At 63.5% G+C, this 21656-nt stretch carries 21 protein-coding genes; 9 read left to right on the top strand and 12 right to left on the bottom strand.

What is annotated here, in order from left to right:
• Positions 1–9: 9 nt before the first annotated feature.
• The 3 genes from ACLD0W_RS06680 to rsd all read left to right on the top strand — a co-directional run bounded on the left by ACLD0W_RS06680 (position 10) and on the right by rsd (position 1769).
• Positions 10–366 carry a CidA/LrgA family protein gene (locus ACLD0W_RS06680; RefSeq protein ID WP_410306697.1) on the top strand — a complete coding sequence of 119 codons (357 nt, stop codon included), beginning with the start codon at positions 10–12 and terminating at the stop codon, positions 364–366.
• Positions 359–1066 (top strand): LrgB family protein, encoded by a 708-nt coding sequence (locus ACLD0W_RS06675; protein ID WP_410306696.1) that lies wholly within the window; start codon positions 359–361, stop codon positions 1064–1066. Before ACLD0W_RS06680 ends, ACLD0W_RS06675 begins: the two co-directional genes overlap by 8 nt.
• 214 nt (positions 1067–1280) lie before the next feature.
• Complete coding sequence (gene rsd, locus ACLD0W_RS06670; protein WP_410306695.1) at positions 1281–1769, top strand: sigma D regulator; 489 nt, start codon at positions 1281–1283, stop codon at positions 1767–1769.
• A 61-nt stretch (positions 1770–1830) separates the two neighbouring features.
• Here rsd and ACLD0W_RS06665 read toward each other — a convergent pair whose 3' ends face one another.
• Positions 1831–2598 carry an FKBP-type peptidyl-prolyl cis-trans isomerase gene (locus ACLD0W_RS06665; protein ID WP_410306694.1) on the bottom strand — a complete coding sequence of 256 codons (768 nt, stop codon included), beginning with the start codon at positions 2596–2598 and terminating at the stop codon, positions 1831–1833.
• Between the two features lie 325 nt (positions 2599–2923).
• On the opposite strand from ACLD0W_RS06665, the gene ACLD0W_RS06660 reads away from it, so the two are divergent.
• Positions 2924–3673, top strand: coding sequence for an AAA family ATPase (locus tag ACLD0W_RS06660; protein WP_410306693.1), 750 nt, complete (start codon positions 2924–2926; stop codon positions 3671–3673).
• Here the strand turns inward: ACLD0W_RS06660 and ACLD0W_RS06655 are convergent.
• On the bottom strand, positions 3645–4124 hold the full coding sequence (locus ACLD0W_RS06655; RefSeq protein WP_410306692.1) for a TIGR02444 family protein: 480 nt from the start codon (positions 4122–4124) through the stop codon (positions 3645–3647). The two genes, ACLD0W_RS06660 and ACLD0W_RS06655, sit on opposite strands and share 29 nt — an antisense overlap.
• 72 nt (positions 4125–4196) lie before the next feature.
• Between ACLD0W_RS06655 and ACLD0W_RS06650 the strand changes: the two genes are divergently transcribed.
• A complete protein-coding gene (locus ACLD0W_RS06650) occupies positions 4197–6098 on the top strand; it encodes an ATP-binding cassette domain-containing protein (RefSeq protein ID WP_410306691.1) in 1902 nt (633 codons plus the stop codon).
• A 1-nt stretch (position 6099) separates the two neighbouring features.
• Here ACLD0W_RS06650 and ACLD0W_RS06645 read toward each other — a convergent pair whose 3' ends face one another.
• The 4 genes from ACLD0W_RS06645 to ACLD0W_RS06630 are packed head-to-tail and all read right to left on the bottom strand — an operon-like array spanning position 6100 to position 8814.
• Positions 6100–6732, bottom strand: coding sequence for a DUF502 domain-containing protein (locus tag ACLD0W_RS06645; RefSeq protein ID WP_410306690.1), 633 nt, complete (start codon positions 6730–6732; stop codon positions 6100–6102).
• Positions 6729–7232 carry a transcription elongation factor GreB gene (greB, locus tag ACLD0W_RS06640; protein ID WP_410306689.1) on the bottom strand — a complete coding sequence of 168 codons (504 nt, stop codon included), beginning with the start codon at positions 7230–7232 and terminating at the stop codon, positions 6729–6731. The genes ACLD0W_RS06645 and greB overlap by 4 nt, the downstream gene beginning before the upstream one ends.
• A gap of 3 nt (positions 7233–7235) precedes the next feature.
• Positions 7236–7526: a helix-turn-helix domain-containing protein gene (locus tag ACLD0W_RS06635; RefSeq protein WP_204427509.1), complete on the bottom strand. Its 291-nt coding sequence runs from the start codon at positions 7524–7526 to the stop codon at positions 7236–7238.
• A complete protein-coding gene (locus tag ACLD0W_RS06630; protein ID WP_410306688.1) occupies positions 7519–8814 on the bottom strand; it encodes a type II toxin-antitoxin system HipA family toxin in 1296 nt (431 codons plus the stop codon). Before ACLD0W_RS06630 ends, ACLD0W_RS06635 begins: the two co-directional genes overlap by 8 nt.
• A gap of 156 nt (positions 8815–8970) precedes the next feature.
• On the opposite strand from ACLD0W_RS06630, the gene hemB reads away from it, so the two are divergent.
• Complete coding sequence (gene hemB, locus ACLD0W_RS06625) at positions 8971–9981, top strand: porphobilinogen synthase (protein WP_410306687.1); 1011 nt, start codon at positions 8971–8973, stop codon at positions 9979–9981.
• A gap of 48 nt (positions 9982–10029) precedes the next feature.
• Here the strand turns inward: hemB and ACLD0W_RS06620 are convergent, their stop codons facing one another.
• A complete protein-coding gene (locus tag ACLD0W_RS06620; protein ID WP_410306686.1) occupies positions 10030–12135 on the bottom strand; it encodes a TonB-dependent siderophore receptor in 2106 nt (701 codons plus the stop codon).
• Positions 12136–12319: 184 nt separating this feature from the next.
• Between ACLD0W_RS06620 and ppk1 the strand changes: the two genes are divergently transcribed.
• Positions 12320–14407 carry a polyphosphate kinase 1 gene (gene ppk1, locus ACLD0W_RS06615; RefSeq protein ID WP_410306685.1) on the top strand — a complete coding sequence of 696 codons (2088 nt, stop codon included), beginning with the start codon at positions 12320–12322 and terminating at the stop codon, positions 14405–14407.
• Positions 14408–14432: 25 nt separating this feature from the next.
• Here ppk1 and ppx read toward each other — a convergent pair whose 3' ends face one another.
• Positions 14433–15923, bottom strand: a complete 1491-nt coding sequence (gene ppx, locus ACLD0W_RS06610; protein ID WP_410306684.1) for an exopolyphosphatase — start codon at positions 15921–15923, stop codon at positions 14433–14435.
• Positions 15924–16093: 170 nt separating this feature from the next.
• On the opposite strand from ppx, the gene trxA reads away from it, so the two are divergent.
• Positions 16094–16420, top strand: a complete 327-nt coding sequence (trxA, locus tag ACLD0W_RS06605; RefSeq protein ID WP_410306683.1) for a thioredoxin TrxA — start codon at positions 16094–16096, stop codon at positions 16418–16420.
• Between the two features lie 479 nt (positions 16421–16899).
• Complete coding sequence (gene rho, locus ACLD0W_RS06600) at positions 16900–18159, top strand: transcription termination factor Rho (RefSeq protein WP_138773321.1); 1260 nt, start codon at positions 16900–16902, stop codon at positions 18157–18159.
• A gap of 122 nt (positions 18160–18281) precedes the next feature.
• Here the strand turns inward: rho and ACLD0W_RS06595 are convergent, their stop codons facing one another.
• From ACLD0W_RS06595 to ACLD0W_RS06580, 4 genes are all read right to left on the bottom strand, one after another.
• The gene (locus ACLD0W_RS06595) at positions 18282–19223 is read right to left on the bottom strand and encodes a hypothetical protein (RefSeq protein WP_410306682.1); all 942 of its coding nucleotides are present in this window, start codon (positions 19221–19223) and stop codon (positions 18282–18284) included.
• A 476-nt stretch (positions 19224–19699) separates the two neighbouring features.
• Positions 19700–20092, bottom strand: a complete 393-nt coding sequence (locus ACLD0W_RS06590) for a hypothetical protein (RefSeq protein ID WP_410306681.1) — start codon at positions 20090–20092, stop codon at positions 19700–19702.
• Between the two features lie 16 nt (positions 20093–20108).
• Positions 20109–20735 (bottom strand): FMN-binding negative transcriptional regulator, encoded by a 627-nt coding sequence (locus ACLD0W_RS06585; protein WP_410306680.1) that lies wholly within the window; start codon positions 20733–20735, stop codon positions 20109–20111.
• A 520-nt stretch (positions 20736–21255) separates the two neighbouring features.
• Positions 21256–21495: a hypothetical protein gene (locus ACLD0W_RS06580; RefSeq protein WP_410306679.1), complete on the bottom strand. Its 240-nt coding sequence runs from the start codon at positions 21493–21495 to the stop codon at positions 21256–21258.
• Positions 21496–21656: the final 161 nt, after the last annotated feature.

Genomic DNA, 21656 nt, shown 5'->3' with positions numbered 1-21656 from the left:
GACCCAACCGTGCTCGATGGTCTGCTGATTCTGTTGCTGTTCCAGTTTCTTGGTGAGGTGGTGATCCACCTCACCGGCCTGCCGTTGCCCGCCCCGGTGGTGGGCATGGTGCTGCTGTTGCTCGCCCTGATGTTCAATCTGCCCGGCGGTGAGCGTATTTCCCAGGCGGCGGGCGCCCTGATCCGCCATATCAGCCTGCTGATCTTTCCGCTGGGGGTCGGCATCGTGCTGCAGTGGAGCCGCTATCAGGATTACGCCCTGGCGCTCACCGTGGCGGTGGTGCTCGGCACCGTGATCGCCCTGGTGCTGGTTACCCTGCTGCTGAAATGGCTGATGCCGGCCCCGCCGGAGCGGCCCCATGACTGAGCTGGTGCATACCCCCCTGTTCGGCCTGATCCTGACCCTGGCGAGCTACCGGATGGCGGTCTGGGTCTACGGCAAGGCCCACAGCCTGCCGGTGCTGCATCCGTTTATCGTCGCTTCCATTCCGGTGATCGTGGTGCTGCCTCTGGTGGGCCTGTCCTATGAAGAGTACCGCCAGCAGACCGAAATTCTCTCCTTCCTGCTGGGCCCGGCCACGGTGGCGCTGGCCTGGCCGCTGTACCGGCAGCTGCGCACGGTGCGCCAGGTGTGGCGGCCGGTGCTGATCACCACCCTGGTGGGCGCCGCCCTGGCGGCGGGCATTTCCATCGGCCTGGCCTGGTGGCTGGGCGCGCCGGAACCGGTGGTGGGCTCCCTGGCGCCCAAATCGATCACCACCCCGATCGCCGTGGAGGTGGTCAAGAGCACCGGCGGTTTCGTCTCCCTGGCCGCCGGCGCGGTGGCCATTACCGGCATTGTCGGCGCCCTGCTGGCCGGGCCGGTGTTCCGCCTGCTGCGGGTGCGTGACGACCGGGTGCGCGGCTTCGCCCTGGGCCTGGTGGCCCATGCCATCGGCACCGCCCGGGCCTTCGAATTCGGCGAGAAAGCCGGCGCCTTCGCCGGTCTGGCCCTGGGCCTCACCGGGCTGGTCACCGCCCTGGCGCTGCCCTGGCTGTGGCCCTGGATTGCCGGTTGGTTGTTTTAACGCCGGTTCTTATGACAAATCCGTCTTTACCGGCAACTGCCTGAGCGCCAAGCGTTTTTGTCGCCGGCGTGTAAAACCTGCCCCTTCCCCCCGTTGCCGCCGGCGCCGCCCCGGGGCTAGCCTCGAAAGCCCCCCCACCCGATGTCCGGCGGAATCCGCCGGGGTGGCTCGAACGCCGGCGCCGCCTGCCGGCAAGGAACAAGGAGCGACCGTCATGGCACCCCCCGCTTTGTCTCCCCTGATGCAATGGCGCCGTATCGAGGCCCTGGTCGGCGCCTGGCTGGAACAGCGCCAGCAACTGATCGTGCTGCTGTGCGCCCTGCAGGGCCTGAAAGGTTTCGACGACGCCCGCCCGCGCCCGGTCCAGAGCCAGGTGCGCGAGTTCTGCCAACTGCTGATGGATTACATCAGCGCCGGCTACTTCGAGGTCTACCGGGAACTGGTGCGTGAAGCGCGCCGGTATCGGGACGCCCCCTCCCCGGAGGTGGCCACCCATATCCTTCGTCAACTGGACCTGTCCACGGAGGAGGCGCTCGCCTTCAACGAGGATTTCGACAGCGACGATCACTGCCTGGTGCAACTGCAACAGTTGCCGGAGCGGCTCACCCGGCTGACGGAAGTGCTGGAGGAACGGTTCGCGCTGGAGGATCAGCTGATCCTGAGCGTGCATCAGGCGCCGCGCCGCCACGCCCTGCGGCATTGAGTCCGCGGAGCAAAAAAAAGGCCACCCGGAGGTGGCCTCTTTTCGGCGTCGTGACGCGCGCTTACTCGGTGTCGCCTTCCTCGGCGTCACCTTGAGCGGCGGCGTTGTTCTCGCCCTTCTTCTTCACATCCAACAGCTCGACTTCGAAGATCAGCACCTGGTTGGGGCCGATGTCGCCGCCGGCGCCCTGTTCGCCGTAGCCCAGCTCCGGCGGCAGGTACAGCTTCCACTTGTCACCGACTTTCATCATCGGCAGCGCTTCCTGCCAGCCCGGGATGATGTGCTTGAGGCCGAATACGGCGGGCTTGTCACGCTCGATGGAGCTGTCGAACACGGTGCCGTCCACCAGGGAGCCCTTGTAGTGCACTTCCACGGTGTCTTCCAGGGTCGGCGATGCCGCGCCTTCCTCACCGGATTCCAGCACTTCGTACTGCAGACCGCTGTCGGTGGTCGTCACACCGTCTTTCTCGGCGTTTTCCTCGAGGAACTTCTTGGACTCCTCCAGGTTGGTCTTGGCCTGCTCTTCCTGTTCCTTCTGACGCGCTTCCATCATGCGGGTCTGGTAGTCACGGATCAGCTGGTCCAGGTCTTCGTCCTCGCCAAGGCGGGATTCCGGATTGTCGCCGAAGCCGTCACGCAGACCGGCGATCATGGCGTCCAGATCCAGGTTGTTCATGGCGCTCATCTGTTCGGCGCTGCGGAAGCCCAGAGCATAGGACGCTTTCTGATCGGCGCTTTCCAGTTTGACGTCATTGCTCTTGTCTTCGTTGTCTCCGCCACAGGCCGCCAGCAGGATACTGCCGGCCAGCACGATTGCGATCTTCTTCATTCTGCCTCCATTGGCTTACGTTTATTTTCCCTGCGCCGGTGGTCCTCTCCGCGCAAGTCCTCCGCGGTGATCCTGGTCGACGCTACCGGTTAACGCATGACCGCGTTTTCCCCCGATTGGTTCCCTCTCCGTCGACTGCGGGCGGACGAAGAGGGTTCATTGTGCCTGTCCCCGGGCCACTGTCAAAACCGGTATTCACGAAATCTCTCCGGATCACGTGCTTTAACGGTCACCGTGCCAAGAGCGATGCCGGCCCGGGGCGCAACGTCTGTACTAATTCTGAGCACCCAAACCGGTTATAGTGCGCTCAGAGGGGAAGCAGACTATGCCCAATAACACCAAGAGCGACCCGACCCTGGCGCCGCCGTCCGCGCGCCGCGTGGTGCGCCAGGACGAGCGGCGGCTGGTGATTCTGATCGCCAACAGCAAAGGGGGCTGCGGCAAGACCACGCTGGCCACCAATCTGACCGCCTACTTCAGCCTCGCCGGCCAGGCGGTCACCCTGCTGGATCTGGACCCGCAGCAGTCCGCCACTCAGTGGGTGCGGTTGCGCCAGGACCCGATGGTCGAGGCGCTGGGCTGGCCGGCGGACGAGCCGGTGTCCCTGGGGCGCTTGCAGGATCAGTTGCAGCGGGCCCGCGACGTGGTGGTGATCGACTCACCGGCAGGCATGGACCGCCATACCCTGGACCATGTGCTGCGGGTGGCGCAGGTGGTGCTGATTCCGGTGCTGCCCAGCCCCATCGACATCCGCGCCACCACCCGCTTCGTGCAGAACGTGATGCTGGCGCCCAGCTATCAGCGCCGCCCGCGCCGGCTGGCGGTGATCGCCAACCGGGCGCGCACTCGCACCCGCATGTACGAGGCGCTGCGGCAGTTTCTGGCCAGCCTGAAGATTCCCTATCTGGTGACGCTGCGCGATACCCAGCAATACGTGCAGGCGATGGCCGACGGCGGCAGCATGCTCGACCCCAGCGGCCCTCGCCACCAGGCCGACCAGCGCCATTGGCGCCTGATCGGCGAATGGCTGGAGGTGCAGCGCCACCTTATCCGCTCGCTGCCCGGCTTTCGCTGAGCGCCGCCAGCTGTTCCAGCAGGGCCTGCAGGCCCTCGCATTGCCCCATCTCCGGCACCACCAGCAACAACCAGCCCAGCGCCGAGCCACTGCCTTCGCCGGGCACGGTACGGGCCAGCCCGGCCAGTTGCTCAAGCAGCAGCCGCTCGCCCTCCAGTTCCGCCTCCTGAATCTGCCGCTTCAGCTCGCTGGCCCCGGCATCGTCGGCCGCCCGCCGGCGCACCGCCCTCAGCGGCCGCAGGTAGCGCTCCTCGAAGCCTTCGGCGTGGGCACTGAGGCGCCGCCCCAGGGCCGCGTCCGGCCGCCGCCCGCCGTCGGCGAGCCACAGCGCCACCAGCAGCGTGGCCACCGGTACGCCGTACTCATCCTGCAGGCGCAGACACACCCGCTCCACGTTCTTGTCGCGCCATAGGCGTAGCGCGAATCGCCACAGGGTGGGCGGGTTGTCCATGCTGGTTCCCCTTCTGTTGGACCGGCGCTTGGCCTACACTGCGCCGGTCTTTGTCCGTCGTAAAACCCGATTATGCTCTCCCTGGAACACATCAATCTGCGCCGTGGCTCCGACCTGTTGCTGGAGGACGCCGGCTTCGTGCTGCACAAAGGCACCCGGGTGGGCCTGGTGGGCAAGAACGGCAGCGGCAAGAGTTCGCTGTTTCGCCTGATTCTGGGAGAACTGGAACCGGACGGCGGCCAGCTGCAACGGCCGTCCGACTGGCGCCTGGCCATGATGGCCCAGGAAGTGCCGGCACTGGAACAGGCGGCGCTGGAGTATGTGCTCGACGGCCACCGCCCCCTGCGCCGCGCGGAAGCCGCCCTGGCGCGGGCCCAGGCCGGCGGTGACGACACCGGCATCGCCGCCGCCCACGCGGAGCTGGACGCCCTGCGCGCCTGGGAACAGCCGGCCCGGGCGGCCACCCTGCTGGCCGGGCTGGGCTTTTCCGAGACCCAGCAGCGGCAGCCGGTGAGCGCCTTCTCCGGCGGCTGGCGCATGCGGCTCAACCTGGCCCAGGTGCTGCTCAGCGACGCCGACCTGATGCTGCTGGACGAACCCACCAACCACCTGGACCTGGACGCCATTCTCTGGCTGCAGCAATGGCTGATTCAGCACCCGGGCGCGCTGATGCTGATCTCCCACGACCGCGCCTTTCTGGACGCCACCGTCAGCGAGATTCTGCACATCGAGCACCGCCGCCTGAAACGCTATACCGGCACCTATTCCGATTTCGAACGGCAGCGGGCCGAGCAGCTTTCCCTGCAGCAGAAGATGCACGAAAAGCAGCAGGTGCAGATCGCCCATCTGCAGAAGTTCATCGACCGCTTCAAGGCCAAGGCCACCAAGGCCAAGCAGGCGCAGAGCCGGGTCAAGGCGCTGGAAAAACTGGAGCGCATCGGCCCCGCCCATGTGGATTCCGAGTTCAGCTTCGGCTTTCTCAAGCCGGAGCGGCTGCCCAACCCGATGATCGATCTGGAAGGCGTCACCTGTGGCTATGCGGGCGCGCCGATCCTGGGCAACGTGACCCTGAGCCTGCGGCCGGAATCGCGCATCGGCCTGCTCGGCCCCAACGGCGCCGGCAAGTCCACGCTGATCCGCACCCTGGTGGGCGAACTGGCGGCCCTGGACGGGCGCCTGAAACGGGACCCGGATCTGGCGGTGGGCTACTTCCACCAGCAGCAGGTGGACCGGCTGGCCGCCGACGACACCCCCTACCAGCTGATCAACCGTGCCCATCCGAAATGGACCGAGCAGCAGGTGCGCAATGAACTGGGCGCCTTCGGCTTCCACGGCGACGCGGTGTTCGATCCGGTGGGCCGGTTTTCCGGCGGCGAGAAGGCGCGCCTGGCGCTGGCGCTGATCGTGCACGAGAAACCGGCGCTGCTGCTGCTCGACGAACCGGCCAACCACCTGGACCTGGAGATGCGCGAGGCGCTGACCCTGGCGTTGCAGGAGTTCGAGGGCGCCGTGGTGCTGGTGTCCCACGACCGCCATCTGCTGGAAACCACCGTGGATGAATTCCAGCTGGTGGCGGAGGGCACGGTGCGCGCCTTCGACGGCGACCTGGACGATTACGCCCGCTGGCTGCAGCAGTCCCGCCGGGAGGCCAACGCGGCGGCGCGCACGGACCCCGCCGGCGGCCGCGACGACGCCCGCCAGCGCCGCCAGGACGCCGCCAAACGGCGCGAGCAGTTGCGACCGCTGAAAAAGGACGTGGAGAAACTGGAGAAGGCGCTGGACCGGGAGAGCGACGCCCTCCGCGAGGTGGAAACCGCCCTGGGCGACGAAACCCTGTACACCGACGCCGGCCGCAAGGACGAACTGCAAAGTCTGCTGGCTCGCCAGGGCGAGATGAAGAATCGCCGGGAAGAGCTGGAGATGGCGCTGTTGGACGCCATGGAAAAACTGGAAGCCGCGGAAGCCGAAGCCTGATTCAGTCGCGATCCGTTACTTCGTCGCGCTTGAGCAACGCCGCGCTGCCGGCGCCGCAGGCCACCACGGTTTTCATCATCTGCTCCACGCCGATGTCCGGGCGCCGCTCCACCAGGCTCTCGTGCACGTGGTAAATGAAACCGGAGGTGGGATTGGGCCCGGTGGGCACGAACACCGACAGCACGCCGTCGTCGTGCCGGGAGGTAATCAGCCCCAGCACCGTCACCGACACCTGGCGCCCGTACAGCCAGACCCGCGCCACCTCACCGCGCATCAGGCTGTCCTGGCTGCCGCCGAACAACTGGGTGATCACTTCCTTGACCGTGCGGTAGCCCGGCACCCGGGCCATGCCCCGCTCTTCCAGCCGCTGCCAGATCCAGCCCCCCAATTTAGTGGCCACCAGGGTGCCGACCAGAAAGCAGAACACCACCAGCACCGCCACCACCGCCCAGTCGGCGGCGAACTTGGGCAGCCCGAAGGCGCGCACCACCAGCCCGGTGAACGGCGCGATCAGGCCGGTCACCGCGTCGTAAATCCATTTGAAGAAGAACGCGATAATGGAAATGGGCAGCAGGATCAGCAGCCCGCCCAACAGGGATTTGCGAATGAAAAACCAGACTCGGTTGTTGCTCATGGGTGTCCATACCAGATGCGGTTGATGTACAGACAGCGCTCGCCGGCGGGCGTTCGCACCCGGGCCTCGTCGTCCACCCGTTTGCCCAGCAAGGCCCGGGCCAGAGGCGCGTCGATGCTGATCAGGCCGGCACCGCCCTCGGCTTCGTCCGGGCCCACCAGCCGGTAGGTTTCCAGCTTGCCGTCGTCGTCCTCCAGCTCCACCCAGGCGCCGAAAAACACCTTACCGGTGTCCTCCGGCGGCCGGTCCACCACGGTCATGCCGTCCAGGCGCTTGCTGAGAAAGCGGATGCGCCGGTCGATCTCACGGAGCTGCTTCTTGCCGTAAATATACTCGGCGTTCTCGGACCGGTCGCCCTGGGCGGCGGCCTCCTGCACCGACTTGGTGATCGGCGGCCGCTCTTCCTTCCAGAGCCGCTGCAGCTCTTCATTGAGCCGCCGGTAGCCCTCCGGCGTGATGTACTTGGAGGCGGGTGTGCCTTTCGGTCGCCAACGGCCCATGCGCTATTCTCCGATCCGCGAGGACACCACCGCCAGCTTGAGCCCGAACGGAGCGAGCAGCTTTTCCACGGTGCCCAGGGTGGGGTTGCCCCGGTCCTGTTCAATGTCTTGAATCACCCGCGCGGACACACCCGTGAGCCGGCTGTATTCGCTCAAGGTGAAGCGCAATCCGCCACGCAGCAGCGCCACCACCCGATGGATCGGCAGCTCCGGATGGTCGTGGATATGACTCAGCACCTCACGACGCCGCTCCACCTGCTCCGCGGGACTCAACTCGGCGTAACGCCTATCCATGCAAGCGCTCCAATTGTTCGGCCAGATTCTTCGTCCCCGGTCGGAGTCTCTCCACCAAGTCCGGGTCCATGCCCAGCGAGGTCATGCGTTTCGGTAACGCCCGCACGCCCGCGCCCATCTCCCCGAGCGCCCGACGCAACGGGTCCATCGGCAGGCCGGTCGCCGCCGCCACCGCCTCCGTCACCCTTTGCCAATCGGGCTGCCCACCGTTATCAGCCCGCCAGCGGCTCTGCCTCGCGATCCCGTCCGGGTGCAGAAACATGGGCGCGAAATCGAACAGCGGCGTCAGGGCGATGCGACCATCGTGATGGCGCGCCAGGGCGGTATTGCGGGCGTGGTTGTCCTTGTTGCCCAGGGCCAGGTTGGCCACATCGCGCTTCAGATACTCGATGATCTCCGTCTGCGGCTCGCTGACCACCTCCGCCAGCGCCCGGCACGCGTCTTCATGCCGCACCGCGATCCCGAAGCCGGCCCGCCCGCACAGCGAAGCCAGACTTTCCTGGGCGATGCGCTGTACACCGCCCCCTTCGAGACGACGGTCGAAGCGAGGAATAAACAGGGTGCGCCCGTGGGTCTCCAAGGCACCGTGGACGCGCAGCCCCAGCCCCCGGGCCAGCGTCATATAATCGGCTTCCGCTCGCAGAATGGCTTGCAGATCGCGGTCCGTGCCACGCTGGAACTTGACCAGCCAGTGCCGGCGCGCGCGCTCGTCCGCCAGGGTATGATCCAAATAAAGCAGGCCGTCGTCGGCCTCGGTCAGCAGAATCTTCGGCCACTCCCCCTGCACGCCGGAGGAACCGGCCACGAACAAACCGTGCGCGGCCAGATGTTCCACGAAATCCTCATGACGACCCGCCACGTCTTCAAAGCGAAACCCACGGGCCGGACCCGCCGGGCGCTCCGCCAGCCATTCCCAGGCTTCCTTGATGCGCAGATTGCCAATCGGATTGCCGCCCCCGGCCCTCAGCAACGGCCAGTCCCCGGCGGCTTCCACGGTGACCGGCAAATCCAACTGACGCAGCAATTCCTGTCGCCCGTACCCCTGCGGCAACACATCCACCAGCCAGGCCGGCCAGGTATCCTGTTCATCGATTTCCAGAGACACGGGGAAACGGACCCCGCAGGCCGCGGCATCACGGCGCCCCAGGTAGTCCAGAGCGTAATCGGGCAGGTAAGTGGTGTAGGTGGGCGCGCGCCAACCCTGGCGCTCCGCGCCCGCCAGGCTGATCACCGCCGCGTCCCGCCAGACGCCGTCCACAAACACCTGAATAGTGCATTTATTGTCCATTTACGCATGATACTTCCATTATCGGCGCGTTCACAGTTATATTTCGGCGGCGTAACGCCAATATACTAGCGGCCCGATCTCTTTTTCCTCGCCGGCGCGGGTTTGGTAAACTTCGTTCCCCGATTTTTGATGCCTTCCTACCGAGAGGTTCGGCCCATGTCTTACCACCGCGCCCCCTGGCCGGCCACGCGCATGCGCCGCATGCGCAAGGACGACTTCTCCCGCCGCCTGATGCGGGAAAACACCCTCACCGTGGACGACCTGATCTATCCGGTGTTCGTGCTCGACGGCGAGCAGCGCACCGAGGCGGTGCCGTCCATGCCCGGCGTGGAGCGCAAGAGCATCGATTTGCTGGTGGAAGAAGCACGCGAGCTGGCCGACCTGGGCGTGCCCGCCATGGCGCTGTTTCCGGTGACCCCGGCGGAGGTGAAAAGCCTGGACGCCGCCGAGGCCTGGAACCCGGAGGGGCTGGCCCAGCGCGCCACCCGCGCGATCAAGGCGGCGGTGCCGCACATGGGCGTGATCACCGACGTGGCCCTGGACCCGTTCACCACCCACGGCCAGGACGGCATCCTCGACGACGACGGCTACGTGCTGAACGAAGCCACCGTCACCGCCCTGGTCAAGCAGGCCCTGTCCCACGCCGACGCCGGCGCCGACATGGTGGCGCCCTCGGACATGATGGACGGCCGCATCGGCGCCATCCGCCAGGCCCTGGAAGAGCAAGGCCACACCCTCACCCGCATCATGGCCTACTCCGCTAAATACGCCTCCGCCTATTACGGCCCGTTCCGCGACGCGGTGGGCTCCGCCGCCAACCTGGGCAAGGCGGACAAGACCACCTATCAGATGGACCCGGCCAACTCCGACGAAGCGCTGCACGAGATCGGCCTGGACCTGGCCGAGGGCGCCGATGTGGTGATGGTGAAACCGGGCATGCCCTACCTGGACGTGGTGCGCCGGGTGAAGGACGAGTTCCGCGTGCCGGTGTACGCCTACCAGGTGAGCGGCGAGTACGCCATGCACATGGCCGCCTTCCAGAACGGCTGGCTGGACCAGGACAAGGTGATGATGGAATCCCTGCTGGCGTTCAAACGCGCCGGCGCCGACGGCATTCTGACCTACTTCGCCAAGGCCGCCGCCCTCAAGCTGGCCGGGCGCGGCTGAACGGTCACCAATACGAAGAAGGCCGGCTTTCGCCGGCCTTTTTTGTTTTCAGAAGCGGTAACCGACTTCGCCGATCACCACGCGGCGCTCGCCATAGCCGCAGTCGTAGCCGGGCCCGCGACACCAGGAAACGAATTCCTTGTCCGCCAGGTTCTTGCCGGTGAGGGTGAAATCCCAGGGGCCGGTGGAATAACCGAGCATGGCGTCGTACAGAGTCACCGACGGCACGTCCGGGCCGGCGCCATTGCCGTAGTCGGAGCCCACGGTGTCGCCCTGGTAGCGCACGCCGGCGCCAACACGCAGGCCATTCTCCCACTGGTACTTGCTCCAGGCTGACGCCACTTCCTCCGCCACATAGGGCAGGCGCTCGCCGGTGGAATCCTCCTTGGCGTCCAGCCGGGTGTAGTTGGCCAGCAGGGACAGGTTTTGCCATTGCTTGATCACGGAGATCTCCCAGCCGTCCACGGTGGCGCCCACCTGCTCCAGGCTGTTCGGCGAGTTGCCGTCGATCACCCGATTGTTTTCCTCGATATCGAACCAGGCCGCTTCCACCGACAGGTCCTTGTTCGGCGACAGGTATTTGACGCCCACTTCCCGCTGTTCACCGGTGCTGGCGTCCAGACTCTGACCACTGCCGTCGGTGCCCAGGTTGGGCACGAACGACTCGGAATAGCTCACGTAGGGCGAAATGCCGGAGTCAAACCGATACATCAGCCCCAGCCGCGCGGTGGTCTCGCTGTCCGAGGACTTGGTGTCGGCCCCGTTCACCGCCAGCACCTTGTTGGTGCTGTCGTCGTAGCGCAGCGCGCCGGATACCACCACCCGATCGATCTCCATATGATCGATCACATAGATACCGTTCTGTTTAATCTCGTTGTCGTTGGCGTCCTGCGGATCGAGCACCGCGTAGTTGACGTTGCCGTACTGCGGGTCATAGACGTTCAGGTCGGTGCCGGCGCCGGTGAAGCTGTTGTCCTCGGTCCACAGCGCGTCCTGACGGTCGACCCCGAACACCACGTTATGACGGGTGGGCCCCAACAGAACGTCACCTTCCAGGCGAACATCAAAGTTGGTGATCTCGGTGCCCTTGTCGCTCATGTAAATGGTGCGCGCGATGGTGCCGTCGGCCAGCGGGTAGGTCGGCGAGATGGTGGCCCAGTGCTCGCGGGTCTCGGTTTCGGTTTCGGTGTAGCGGCCGGTAAAGCCCAGCGACCATTCGCTGTTGAGGCGGTGATCCACGAACAGCGTCACCTCGTCCTTGCGGCGATCGTAACGGTCCCAGCCCGGTTCGCCGACGAAGGTTTCCGAGCCGATGTCACCCAGAGGGCCCGGATCGATGGTGCCCCGGGACGGCAGGAACTGGGCGGACACCGCGCCGTCGTTCTGCTGGCTGTTGAACAGCAGGCTCACCGTGGTGTCGTCGGTGGGCAGCCAGGTGATGGACGGCGCGAAGACGTAACCATTGTCGTCCACATAATCCACCTGGGTGCCGCTGTCCCGCTTCAAAGCCACCAGCCGATACAGCAGCTTGCCGTCCTCGGACAGGGGGCCGGTGATGTCGGCGGCGATCTGCTTGCGGTCGTAGGAACCTGCCTGGGCGTTGAGATAGCCTTCCTTGACCGGCTTCGGCAGTTTGGAAACGCCGTTGATGATGCCACCCAGGTCCGCCTGGCCGTACAACACCGAGGACGGGCCCTTCAGAACTTCGATTTTGGAAAGCCCGAAGGTATTCGGGCGCACGCTGTTGTAGGAGCCGTAGGAGGCGCGCAGGCCGTCGATGTACAGGGTCGGATTGAGGCCACGGATCTTGGCGGAATCGCCGCGGGTGTCGAAGCCAAAACTGCCCGAGTAAACGCCGGAGCTGTATTGCAGCGCGTCCTGGATGTTCTTGACGCCGGTGTCCTGGAAGAACTCTTGATCGATGACGGTGATCGCGAAGGGCTGACGCTCGGCGGCCACCTTCAGCTTGCCGGCGTCGGCGGGTTCGTCGGCGGTGATATAGGTTTCCTTGGGGGCTTCTTCTTCCACTTCCACCGGCGCCACGGTGCCGCTGGGGGACTGGGCCAGCGCGGTCGGTGCCCAGAGGGCGCCACCCAGGGTCAAAAAGGCGCCCACGACGAAACCACGGCCGCCGCCGATTGGCAACAATTGCATAGAATTACTCCGGACTTTAAGGCAAACAAGAATGGTTCGCATTATACGTATCATTCGCAGGCATGGAAGCCCTCCCCGCCGGGCTTCCACTGCGGTACTCTGGCCAAGGCGCCGCCCTGTCATGCCTCTGTCACAGTAATGTCATGGAATGGAGGCTCTTTCGCGTCCGGGCCGGGATCACGCCATGAATCACATCGCCAACCACCACCATGCCATCGACTTGGACAATCACGACTACTACATCAACCGCGAGCTAAGCCTGCTGCAGTTCAACCTGCGGGTGCTGGAACAGGCCATGGACGAGCACCATCCGTTGATGGAGCGGCTCAATTTTCTGCTGATTTTCTCGTCCAACATGGACGAGTTCTTCGAGATCCGCGTGGCCGGGCTGAAGAACCGGCTGGAAACCGGCACCGGGCAACCGGGCCCGGACGGCATGCTGGCCCAGGAGATCCTCGACGAAATCGCCCGCGTCACCCACGAGGCGGTGCAGCGCCAGTACCACATTCTGCAGGACATTCTGCTGCCGGCCCTGGCCGAGGAAGGGGTGCACTTTCTGCGTCGGGAGCACTGGACCCGGCGCCAGGCGGAGTGGGTGAAACGGTATTTCCGCGAGCAGGTCTATCCGGTGCTGACGCCGATCGCCCTGGACCCGGCCCACCCGTTCCCGCGGCTGGTGAACAAGAGCCTCAACTTCATCGTGCCGCTGGACGGCAAGGACGCCTTTGGCCGGTCCACCGGCCTGGCCATCGTGCCGGCGCCGCGCTCGCTGCCGCGTCTGATCCGGCTGCCGGCGCACATCTGCGAGAACGGCAACGACAACTTCATCTTTTTGTCGTCGATGATCCACGCCCACGTCAGCGACCTGTTCCCGGGCATGAGCGCCACCGGCTGCTACCAGTTCCGGGTCACCCGCAACGCCGATCTGGAAGTGGACGAGGACGCCGAGGACCTGGCCAGCGCCCTCAAGGGCGAGCTGCTGTCACGGCGCTACGGCGACGAGGTGCGGCTGGAAGTGGCGGACAACTGCCCCCGCCACCTGGTGGACTACCTGCTGGAGCAGTTCGAGCTCACCGCCCAGGACGCCTATGAAGTAAACGGCCCGGTGAACCTGGCGCGCATGTTCACCAGCGTCAACCGGCCCCGGCTGCACTACGCGCCGTTCACCCCGCGAATACCGTCGGCGCTGAAGAAACACGAAAGCGTGTTCGACGCCATCGACCAGGGCGACATCCTGCTGCACCACCCGTTCGAGAGCTTCAGCCCGGTGGTCAATCTGCTCGCCGAGGCGGCCCGGGACCCCAAGGTGCTGGCCATCAAGCAGACCCTCTACCGCACCGGCACCAACTCCGAGATCCTCGACCATCTGGAAACCGCCGCCCGCAACGGCAAGGAAGTGACCGCGGTGGTGGAGCTGCGCGCGCGCTTCGACGAGGAATCCAATATCGAAGGCGCCCGGCGGCTGCAGGAGGCCGGCGCCATGGTGGTGTACGGCGTGGTGGGCTACAAAACCCACGCCAAGATGCTGCTGGTGGTACGCCGCGACGGGGACGGCATCAAACGCTACGCGCACCTGGGCACCGGCAACTACCACACCAAGACCACGCGCATTTACACCGACTATGGTCTGATGACGGCGGAAAAGGGGCTGTGCCAGGACGTGCACAAGATCTTTCAGGAGCTCACCGGCATGGGCAAGGCGGCGCGCCTCAAGCACCTGAAGCATTCGCCGTTCACCCTGCATCCGAGCCTGATCAGCTGGATCGACTTCGAGACCGAACAGGCCCGGGCCGGCAAGCCGGCGCGCATCATCGCCAAGTTCAACTCGCTCACCGAGGGCCGCATCATGCAGGCCCTGTACCGGGCCAGTCAGGCTGGGGTGGAGATCGATCTGATCGTGCGCGGTATCTGCTGTCTGCGGCCGGGCATCGAGGGCCTGTCGGAGAACATCCGCGTGCGCTCCATCATCGGCCGATTCCTGGAACACACGCGCATCTACCATTTCCATCACGCCGGCGAGGATCTGCTGTACTGCTCCAGCGCCGACTGGATGGACCGCAATCTGTTCAACCGGGTGGAAACCTGCTTCCCGGTGAACGACCCGCTGCTCAAGCAGCGCATCCTCCGCGAGGGCCTGGATTATTATCTGCGCGACAACGCCCAGGCCTGGCGGTTGAACCCGGACGGCACCTACACGCGGCTGCAGCCGGCGGAGGGCGAGGCGCCGTTCCTGGCCCAGCAGGTCCTGCTGGAAGAACTGACCGGCGGCTGACCCGGCCGCTCCTACGGGCGTTTGCCTACAGGAGCGTGAGGGCGTAATCCGCGGCCTGGAAATACTCCTGTTCCTGCTCCAGATCCGCCAGGGTCAGCGGATGCTCCGCCAACCAGCCTTCCGGGAATGAGAGGGTCAGGGCCTGGCCGTCCACCGCCAGGCCCAGGGCCGGCACCGGCCCGTCGTTGCGGGCATGGTGCAACCGGCAGGCCAACCGCAGAATCAGGCACAGCCGCAGCCAGCGCGGCTGCTCGTCCTCGGGGCAATCGTTCAGTGCCGACAGCGGCAGCTTGCGGCGATGGCCGCGCACCAGCAGCGCCACCCCCTGCTGCTCCTGGCGAGAGAAGCCGGGCAGGTCGGAGTTCGACACCAGATAGGCGCCGTGCTTATGGAACTGGCTGTGCGACACCGCCAGCCCCACTTCGTGGAGCAGCGCCCCCCAGCGCAGGGTGTCCAGGGCCGCGTCGTCCTCCAGTTGCCAGACCGGCGCCACCTGCTCATAGAGGCTCCGGGCGGTGGCCCACACCCGTTCCGCCTGGGCCCGTTCCACATGGTGGCGGTTCATCAATGCCTGGATGCTGCGCTCGCGCACGTCCTCATGGCTGAAGCGGCCAAGCAGGTCGTAGAGCAGCCCTTCGCGCAGGGCACCGTTGGAGAACTGCATCCGCTCCAGGCCCAGCTGCTCGAAGATGCCCAGCAGGATCGCCAGGCCGGAGGCGAAGATCGGTTTGCGGTCGTCGCGCAGGCCCTTCAGATCCAGAGCGTCCACGCTGCCGGCCTTGATCGCCTTGCGGCGCGCCTTGTCGAGCCCCTCCAGGGACACGCCCTCGCCACTCCAGCCGTTCTCCTCGCACACCTGGGCGATGGCCTTGACGGTGCCCGACGCGCCCACCGCCTGGGCCCAGCCCAGCCGCCGGTAGTTGGCGTCGATGGAGAGCACTTCCTGGCGGGCGGCGGTGACCGCCTTACGGAACGCCGCCTCGGTGATGCGCCCCTCCGGGAAGAAGCGCTGCCCGTAGCTGACGCAGCCCATGTGCAGGGACTCGGTCTCCACCGCCTCGAACCGTTCGCCGATGATCAGCTCCGTGGAGCCGCCGCCGATGTCCACCACCAGCCGGGCGCCGGCGTCGTCGGCCAGGCTGTGGGCCACCCCCAGGTAGATCAGCCGGGCCTCCTCGCGCCCCGCCACCACCTCGATGTCATGCCCCAGCACGGCCTCGGCCCGGGCGATGAACTGATTGGCGTTACGGGCCATGCGCAGTGTGTTAGTGCCCACTACGCGCACATTGCCCCGGGGGATGCCGGTGATCCGCTGGCCGAAGCGCGCCAGGCAGTCCAGGGCGCGCTGCTGGGCCGCCTCGTCCAGCCGGTTGTCGCGGTCCAGGCCGGCGCCCAGCTGCACCTTCTCCGACAGGCTTTCCAGCACGCGCACCTCACCCTGCGCCTGACGGGCCACCACCATATGAAAGCTGTTCGACCCCAGATCGATGGCGGCCAGATGTTCAGGTTGTCGCAAAACCGTCTCCTCGGCGGTCCCCGGCCCGGCGCCCCCGATAGGCGACCCCTGTCGGCCCCATTGCCCGGCGCGCTTGAAATCCGCGCCCCAGACCCTGATATTAATGGCCCTCTGCACCGCCATGACACCATGGCGTGTTCACAATCCCGCGAGCCTAGCAGGAGAATTCAATGAGCGGCGAGATTATCAACGTGACCGACGCGGATTTCGAGGAGAAAGTCCTGAAAGCCGACGGTCCGGTTCTGGTGGACTACTGGGCGCCCTGGTGTGGCCCCTGCAAGATGGTGGCGCCGATTCTGGAGGATATCTCCGGTGAGTACGCGGATAAGCTGACCATCGCCAAGCTGAACATCGACGACAACCCGGAAACGCCGAGAAAATACGGCGTGCGCGGCATCCCCACCCTTACCGTGTTCAAAAACGGTGACGTGGAAGCCACCAAGGTGGGCGCGCTTTCCAAATCACAGCTCACCGCCTTCCTGGACAGCACGCTCTGACGCGAGCCGGCTCCAGGCGGTGGCTGCCCGGCCCGCGAAGACCGTGAACCCGGTCATCCGCGCGGGCTGGACAGCCTCCCGACCCGGTGGTACATTCCCGAGTCAGCGTATTCGCCCCCTCTGGCAGGGATTCCTGATCCGTCCGTTTTTCCGCCTTGTTTTCCATCGGGTTTGCAAAGCCCGCATTGTTAAGGCAATGTTCGGTCAGGGGTAATCATCGCAGCCGGCACCCGGGAAATCCGGTCCCCGCCGCGCGCTGATTCGCAAGGGTCACATCTTTAATCGTTCCCGTTCATTGCGTCAGGCCATATCCAAACCGGCTCTTTCATGCCGCCTCCGTGGCCGGCCGGTCCGGGCGATTTCAGCCAAAATAAGGGCACGGCGCCGGACAGAGCACCTGCCCCCGAAAATCGGACCATCGAGACACCTCCCCATGGTGTATTCCGTCAATTCATCTCTGGACACCCTGTAAAACTCCAATGAATCTTACCGAACTGAAACAGAAGCCGATCGGCGAACTGCTGGATATTGCCAAGGAACTCGGCCTGGAGAACCTGGCGCGAACCCGCAAACAGGACGTCATCTTCTCCATCCTCAAAAAGGCGGCCAAGAACGGCTCCGACATCTACGGTGACGGGGTTCTGGAGATCCTGCAGGACGGGTTCGGCTTTCTCCGCTCCGCGGAAGGCTCCTACCTGGCCGGTCCGGACGACATCTACGTCTCGCCCAGCCAGATCCGGCGCTTCAACCTGCGCACCGGCGACACCATTTCCGGCAAGATCCGGCCTCCCAAGGATGGCGAACGCTACTTCGCCATGCTCAAGGTCAACGAGATCAACACCGACAAGCCGGAAAACGCCAAGAACAAGATTCTGTTTGAAAACCTGACGCCGCTGTTCCCCACCGAACGCTTCGTCATGGAGATCGGCAACGGCTCCACCGAGGACATCACCTCCCGGGTGATCGACCTGGTGGCGCCCATCGGCAAAGGCCAACGGGGCCTGATCGTCGCCCCGCCGAAAGCCGGTAAAACCATGCTCCTCCAGAACATCGCCCACTCCATCGCCCGCAACAACCCCGAAGCCCACCTGATCGTCCTGCTGATCGACGAACGCCCCGAAGAGGTGACGGAAATGTCACGCACGGTGCGCGGTGAAGTGGTGGCTTCCACCTTCGACGAACCGCCGGCCCGCCACGTGCAAGTGGCCGAAATGGTGATCGAGAAGGCCAAGCGGCTGGTGGAACACAAACAGGACGTGGTGATTCTGCTCGACTCCATCACCCGCCTGGCGCGCGCCTACAACACCGTGCAGCCCAGCTCCGGCAAGGTGCTCACCGGTGGTGTCGACGCCCACGCCCTGGAAAAACCCAAGCGCTTCTTCGGCGCCGCCCGGAACATCGAGGAAGGCGGCAGCCTGACCATCCTCGCCACCGCCCTGGTGGAAACCGGCTCCAAGATGGACGAAGTGATCTACGAGGAGTTCAAGGGCACCGGCAACATGGAACTGCACCTGGACCGCAAGGTCTCCGAGAAACGCGTGTTCCCGGCCATGAACATCAAGCGCTCCGGCACCCGCCGCGAAGAACGGCTGGTCAGCGAAGACGAGCTGCAGAAAATGTGGATCCTGCGCAAGGTACTCCACCCCATGGACGAAATCGGCGCGGTGGAATTCCTCATCGACCGCATGAAGCAGACCAAGACCAACGCCGAGTTCTTCGACTCCATGAAGCGTAAGTAACACCGGCGGGCTTTCCACAAGACCCCGCAACGCAAAACGCCCCGGTCATCGCCGGGGCGTTTTGCGTTTAAGACCGGGCTCAACCACACCACTCAGCCCGGGCCTGAGGCCAAGAGAGGCGACTAGAATGGATCGCTGGTGGAGCGCTCATTCGACTTGATCTGTGCGAACCAGAAATTCGGCACCCAGTATTGCGGCGTCCCCGCATCCGAGACCGGGACAATCGGCGTTCCCGCGTAAGCGTTCAGGATCTTGATTGTGTGATTCATGCAGTTATTGCCGTTAAGCCAATAGCCCGCCTGCTTCACCTTTTCGGCCATTGCCCGGCCATTGTTTTCATTCGGACTGCCAGCGATAAGCGCCTTGTAGAACTGATAGGGCCAATTCGACACATGCGGTGTGTTTCCGGTGCGGAACGACATGAACATCTGCTCTTTTGAACCGGTCTGGATGTAGACGCCGTTGTAGTCACCGGGCTGGACAACCAGTTCACCGAAAATTTCGGTGGCGCCATAACACCATTGCCCATTAGAGAGCTTAAAGCCCCAGCCCGAGTGACCCAGATTCAACGGTTCATTGGCCTTTTGAAAAACCACCACGTTAGCACTGGCCGCCGCACCGCAGCTGGCATCAGGCACGTCCCACTCACCCCACATCTGGCCATTATTGATGCAGCGGTTCGGTCTTGCGAAGTAGTGGCCGTTGATCGTATTGGGCATTGCCCAGCAGGCATCTTCCCAGCTTTTTCCCCAAGGAATATCCCAGAGCACCGCCGAGAATTGCCGCCGTCCGTTGTTTTTGCACATGTCAGCCTTGGCCGGCCCCCAGTGCATTGCCCCTGCCGCGCTCATGTCACCGCCAAGCGCGCCAAGCTTTTCAACGGAAGCCGAAAAACGCTCGGTGATCACCGCCCCGATCTCTTCAACTGCTCCGCAGGTTGTCCACTCAGCGTCTTCACTATCGGGCTTGATATAGGTGGTTGCATCGACCTCCATCTGTGCAAGCTCGGTTGACGTATAGGGTCCTTCCACGCCTTCACCGGTCAAAAGGTGATATTTTTTCATTATTGTTCTCCAGGTTTTTGTGATTTTACGACAAACGCTTCAGAGCCTGCCTTCCTTGGGCCCGATAGTTTGTTTGCTAACTCTATAGGATGCCGCAATTAAATAACCACAAATTTTTTATATGCCTCTCAGCCACCTGACAGGCAAACAAAGCGGTACGCCCTGAGACTAAACTGCATCAGGTCAAAGCGATTGATAAATTGGAAATTCGGCGACTCCAGAAGGGGCATTCGCGTTACCAAAGCACGCAACACCTTAAAATTCGAAAGACGCTTTGACGGCCACTGGGATTGGGTACACCGTCATTCAAACTGCGAGATTCGCAACCACTGAATCATCAAGAAAAAAATATCTTTCTATCAAGCCGGACTTTTGCCTCGGGCCTATAACACCCGCCTTCAGCCGGCCATTTGAAGCCGACGACTGGCTGGAAGTAGCGAACGGCGGTTCGGCTTTACGGCCGCGGCATGCTCCGCTTAGCCAGCATTCTTTTCATCCGGGTCTTCGGGAAGCGCATAGAGGCGCGCCCCTTCGGCGAACGAAATCGTGCGCTGGTCAATGAGCAGAGGGTGCTTGGCGATTTCGTCCTGCATGATCGCCATCGCCTGCTGCGAGGCCAGACCGCCCACCAGCGTGAGAATGCCCGCCCCCGTAAGCAGCGAATGGCCAACAATCTTGAGCTCGGGGATATGTGTCAGACAGACGCCAATGCCGACACCATAGATCACGACCGATATCAGGCGCTTGGCGAAATTGAGCGCGGTCTTATCGACGGATGCCGTCGTCAGCTTGGACGACTCCAGCCGATTGATGATCGTAATGACAAGCCAGTTCACCAGCACCGTAATCACCATGATGGTGGCGATCACCGGTAAAAGCCCCAGGTTAGCTGATGAACCTGGCCATGGCACGACTGTCCGCCCCTTCCCCGGCCTCAAGGGCCGCCTTCACACTGGCCCGGTTCTTTTCCGGTTGATTCTGACTCGCCTTCAACTTGCCCGTTAGCGTCTCTATCTCGATCTCCACACCAACAATCGCCTGAGACAAACGCTCGGTGAACTCCGCTGGCGCGTCATCAACGGACCAGGGGCTGGCCATGCCCGCCTCATGTTTGTCCGTGAGCCGATGGAGATGAAGTCTCAGCCAATCCGGGTCCTCGATAACCCGAGCACAGCCTTCCGCATGAACGGCAAGGTAGTTCCATGTCGGAACCACCCGCCCAGTTTCTGCCTTGGTCTCGTACCAGGAGGGCGAGATATAGGCATCAGGCCCCTGAAAAACCGCAAGAACCCGAGCCCCACCACGCAGACGCTGCCAAACCGGATTGTTACGCGCCAAATGGCACTGGAGGCGGCCAAGAGTGCCCTCTCGCTCAGTGCTCATATGAAAGGGAACATGATTCGCTTCGATGCCATGTTCATCCGCGATCACCAGCAGTCCGAAGCCGTAGTCACGGATATACTGCTGTAGCTTGTCTACGTCGGCTTCCTTGAAATGGCTCGGGACGTACATTCTGTGAAGCTCCCAGGTAGCGGGTTCTGACGGCCAACAGCCGGATAATGCCCACAGCAAACGCGGCCAATGCTACCTCTGGCCGCGTGGCAATGGGTCTGTGACTTTTACCTTCTGCTTAGCTATATACCACTATTCATCACCACGTAGACAATCAATGCCATTGCCAGGTTTAGAATTGCCGAAACTTGTAAGTAATGAAAATGCCGCTTTGACCCGTCAAACCAACTCACCACGGCAAACAAAATTAGCGATACGGGCAGCATAGAAACTACCGCGACCAGGACCAACCTACCGACCTCCCGGCTTAATTCGAGCACCCCAAATAGGTCCGAGGCCAAAAAGGTTGCGAAAACGGATACGGTTGCAATGAAAAAAGTATCGCTAATTTTTTCCATATAAGACTTCATCAGCATTTACATATAGCACCAAACCGAGCGAGCCATTTGAGTGTAGCCAAATTGGGCCACTGCAGCTTTTTGTTCCATTTTCAGAAAGCCCAACAATACTTTTACGCCGCTCATTTGATAAACTTCAAGACCAGACCTACGGCAGAAATAACAATACCTGCGGCGAGAACGAAGAGCCAATAGGCCCCGCCACCTTCTGAGCCGACAATTCTGTAGTATTCACTGCCACCAGACTGTTCGCCAAACCAACTCACCGGCAAAAGATCCGCAATGCCCGGCATTCCTGAAAACTTGGCAATCACCGTGTACCCAGCAATCAGCAGCCCAAATACAATTAGCAGCTTAGACATTCCTCACCTCACACATAACGCGGAAGCACACAGGCGCGAGCTTGAGAGTGCCTCGCTTCCGACGCTGGCGCAGTACCGCACGCGCATGTCTTTCCTTGAAGATCAACAATCATTCAGTTCGTCCGGCGTCAGAAAAGGCACCGTATGGTGCAAACGGCTAC

The sequence above is a fragment of the Alloalcanivorax sp. C16-1 genome (assembly GCF_046507805.1).
Classification (GTDB): domain Bacteria; phylum Pseudomonadota; class Gammaproteobacteria; order Pseudomonadales; family Alcanivoracaceae; genus Alloalcanivorax.
This window is presented reverse-complemented; position numbering and strand designations above follow the sequence as displayed.

Bases quoted from the DNA above. Each gene is read 5' to 3' on its own strand.
- ACLD0W_RS06655 (WP_410306692.1), bottom strand. From the start codon at position 4,124: ATGGACAACCCGCCCACCCTGTGGCGATTCGCGCTACGCCTATGGCGC.
- trxA (WP_410306683.1), top strand. From the start codon at position 16,094: ATGAGCGGCGAGATTATCAACGTGACCGACGCGGATTTCGAGGAGAAA.
- rsd (WP_410306695.1), top strand. From the start codon at position 1,281: ATGGCACCCCCCGCTTTGTCTCCCCTGATGCAATGGCGCCGTATCGAG.
- hemB (WP_410306687.1), top strand. From the start codon at position 8,971: ATGTCTTACCACCGCGCCCCCTGGCCGGCCACGCGCATGCGCCGCATG.
- greB (WP_410306689.1), bottom strand. From the start codon at position 7,232: ATGGGCCGTTGGCGACCGAAAGGCACACCCGCCTCCAAGTACATCACG.
- ACLD0W_RS06675 (WP_410306696.1), top strand. From the start codon at position 359: ATGACTGAGCTGGTGCATACCCCCCTGTTCGGCCTGATCCTGACCCTG.
- ACLD0W_RS06645 (WP_410306690.1), bottom strand. From the start codon at position 6,732: ATGAGCAACAACCGAGTCTGGTTTTTCATTCGCAAATCCCTGTTGGGC.
- ACLD0W_RS06580 (WP_410306679.1), bottom strand. From the start codon at position 21,495: ATGTCTAAGCTGCTAATTGTATTTGGGCTGCTGATTGCTGGGTACACG.
- ACLD0W_RS06660 (WP_410306693.1), top strand. From the start codon at position 2,924: ATGCCCAATAACACCAAGAGCGACCCGACCCTGGCGCCGCCGTCCGCG.
- ACLD0W_RS06595 (WP_410306682.1), bottom strand. From the start codon at position 19,223: ATGAAAAAATATCACCTTTTGACCGGTGAAGGCGTGGAAGGACCCTAT.
- ACLD0W_RS06635 (WP_204427509.1), bottom strand. From the start codon at position 7,526: ATGGATAGGCGTTACGCCGAGTTGAGTCCCGCGGAGCAGGTGGAGCGG.
- ACLD0W_RS06585 (WP_410306680.1), bottom strand. From the start codon at position 20,735: ATGTACGTCCCGAGCCATTTCAAGGAAGCCGACGTAGACAAGCTACAG.
- ACLD0W_RS06620 (WP_410306686.1), bottom strand. From the start codon at position 12,135: ATGCAATTGTTGCCAATCGGCGGCGGCCGTGGTTTCGTCGTGGGCGCC.
- rho (WP_138773321.1), top strand. From the start codon at position 16,900: ATGAATCTTACCGAACTGAAACAGAAGCCGATCGGCGAACTGCTGGAT.
- ppk1 (WP_410306685.1), top strand. From the start codon at position 12,320: ATGAATCACATCGCCAACCACCACCATGCCATCGACTTGGACAATCAC.
- ACLD0W_RS06630 (WP_410306688.1), bottom strand. From the start codon at position 8,814: ATGGACAATAAATGCACTATTCAGGTGTTTGTGGACGGCGTCTGGCGG.
- ACLD0W_RS06650 (WP_410306691.1), top strand. From the start codon at position 4,197: ATGCTCTCCCTGGAACACATCAATCTGCGCCGTGGCTCCGACCTGTTG.
- ACLD0W_RS06665 (WP_410306694.1), bottom strand. From the start codon at position 2,598: ATGAAGAAGATCGCAATCGTGCTGGCCGGCAGTATCCTGCTGGCGGCC.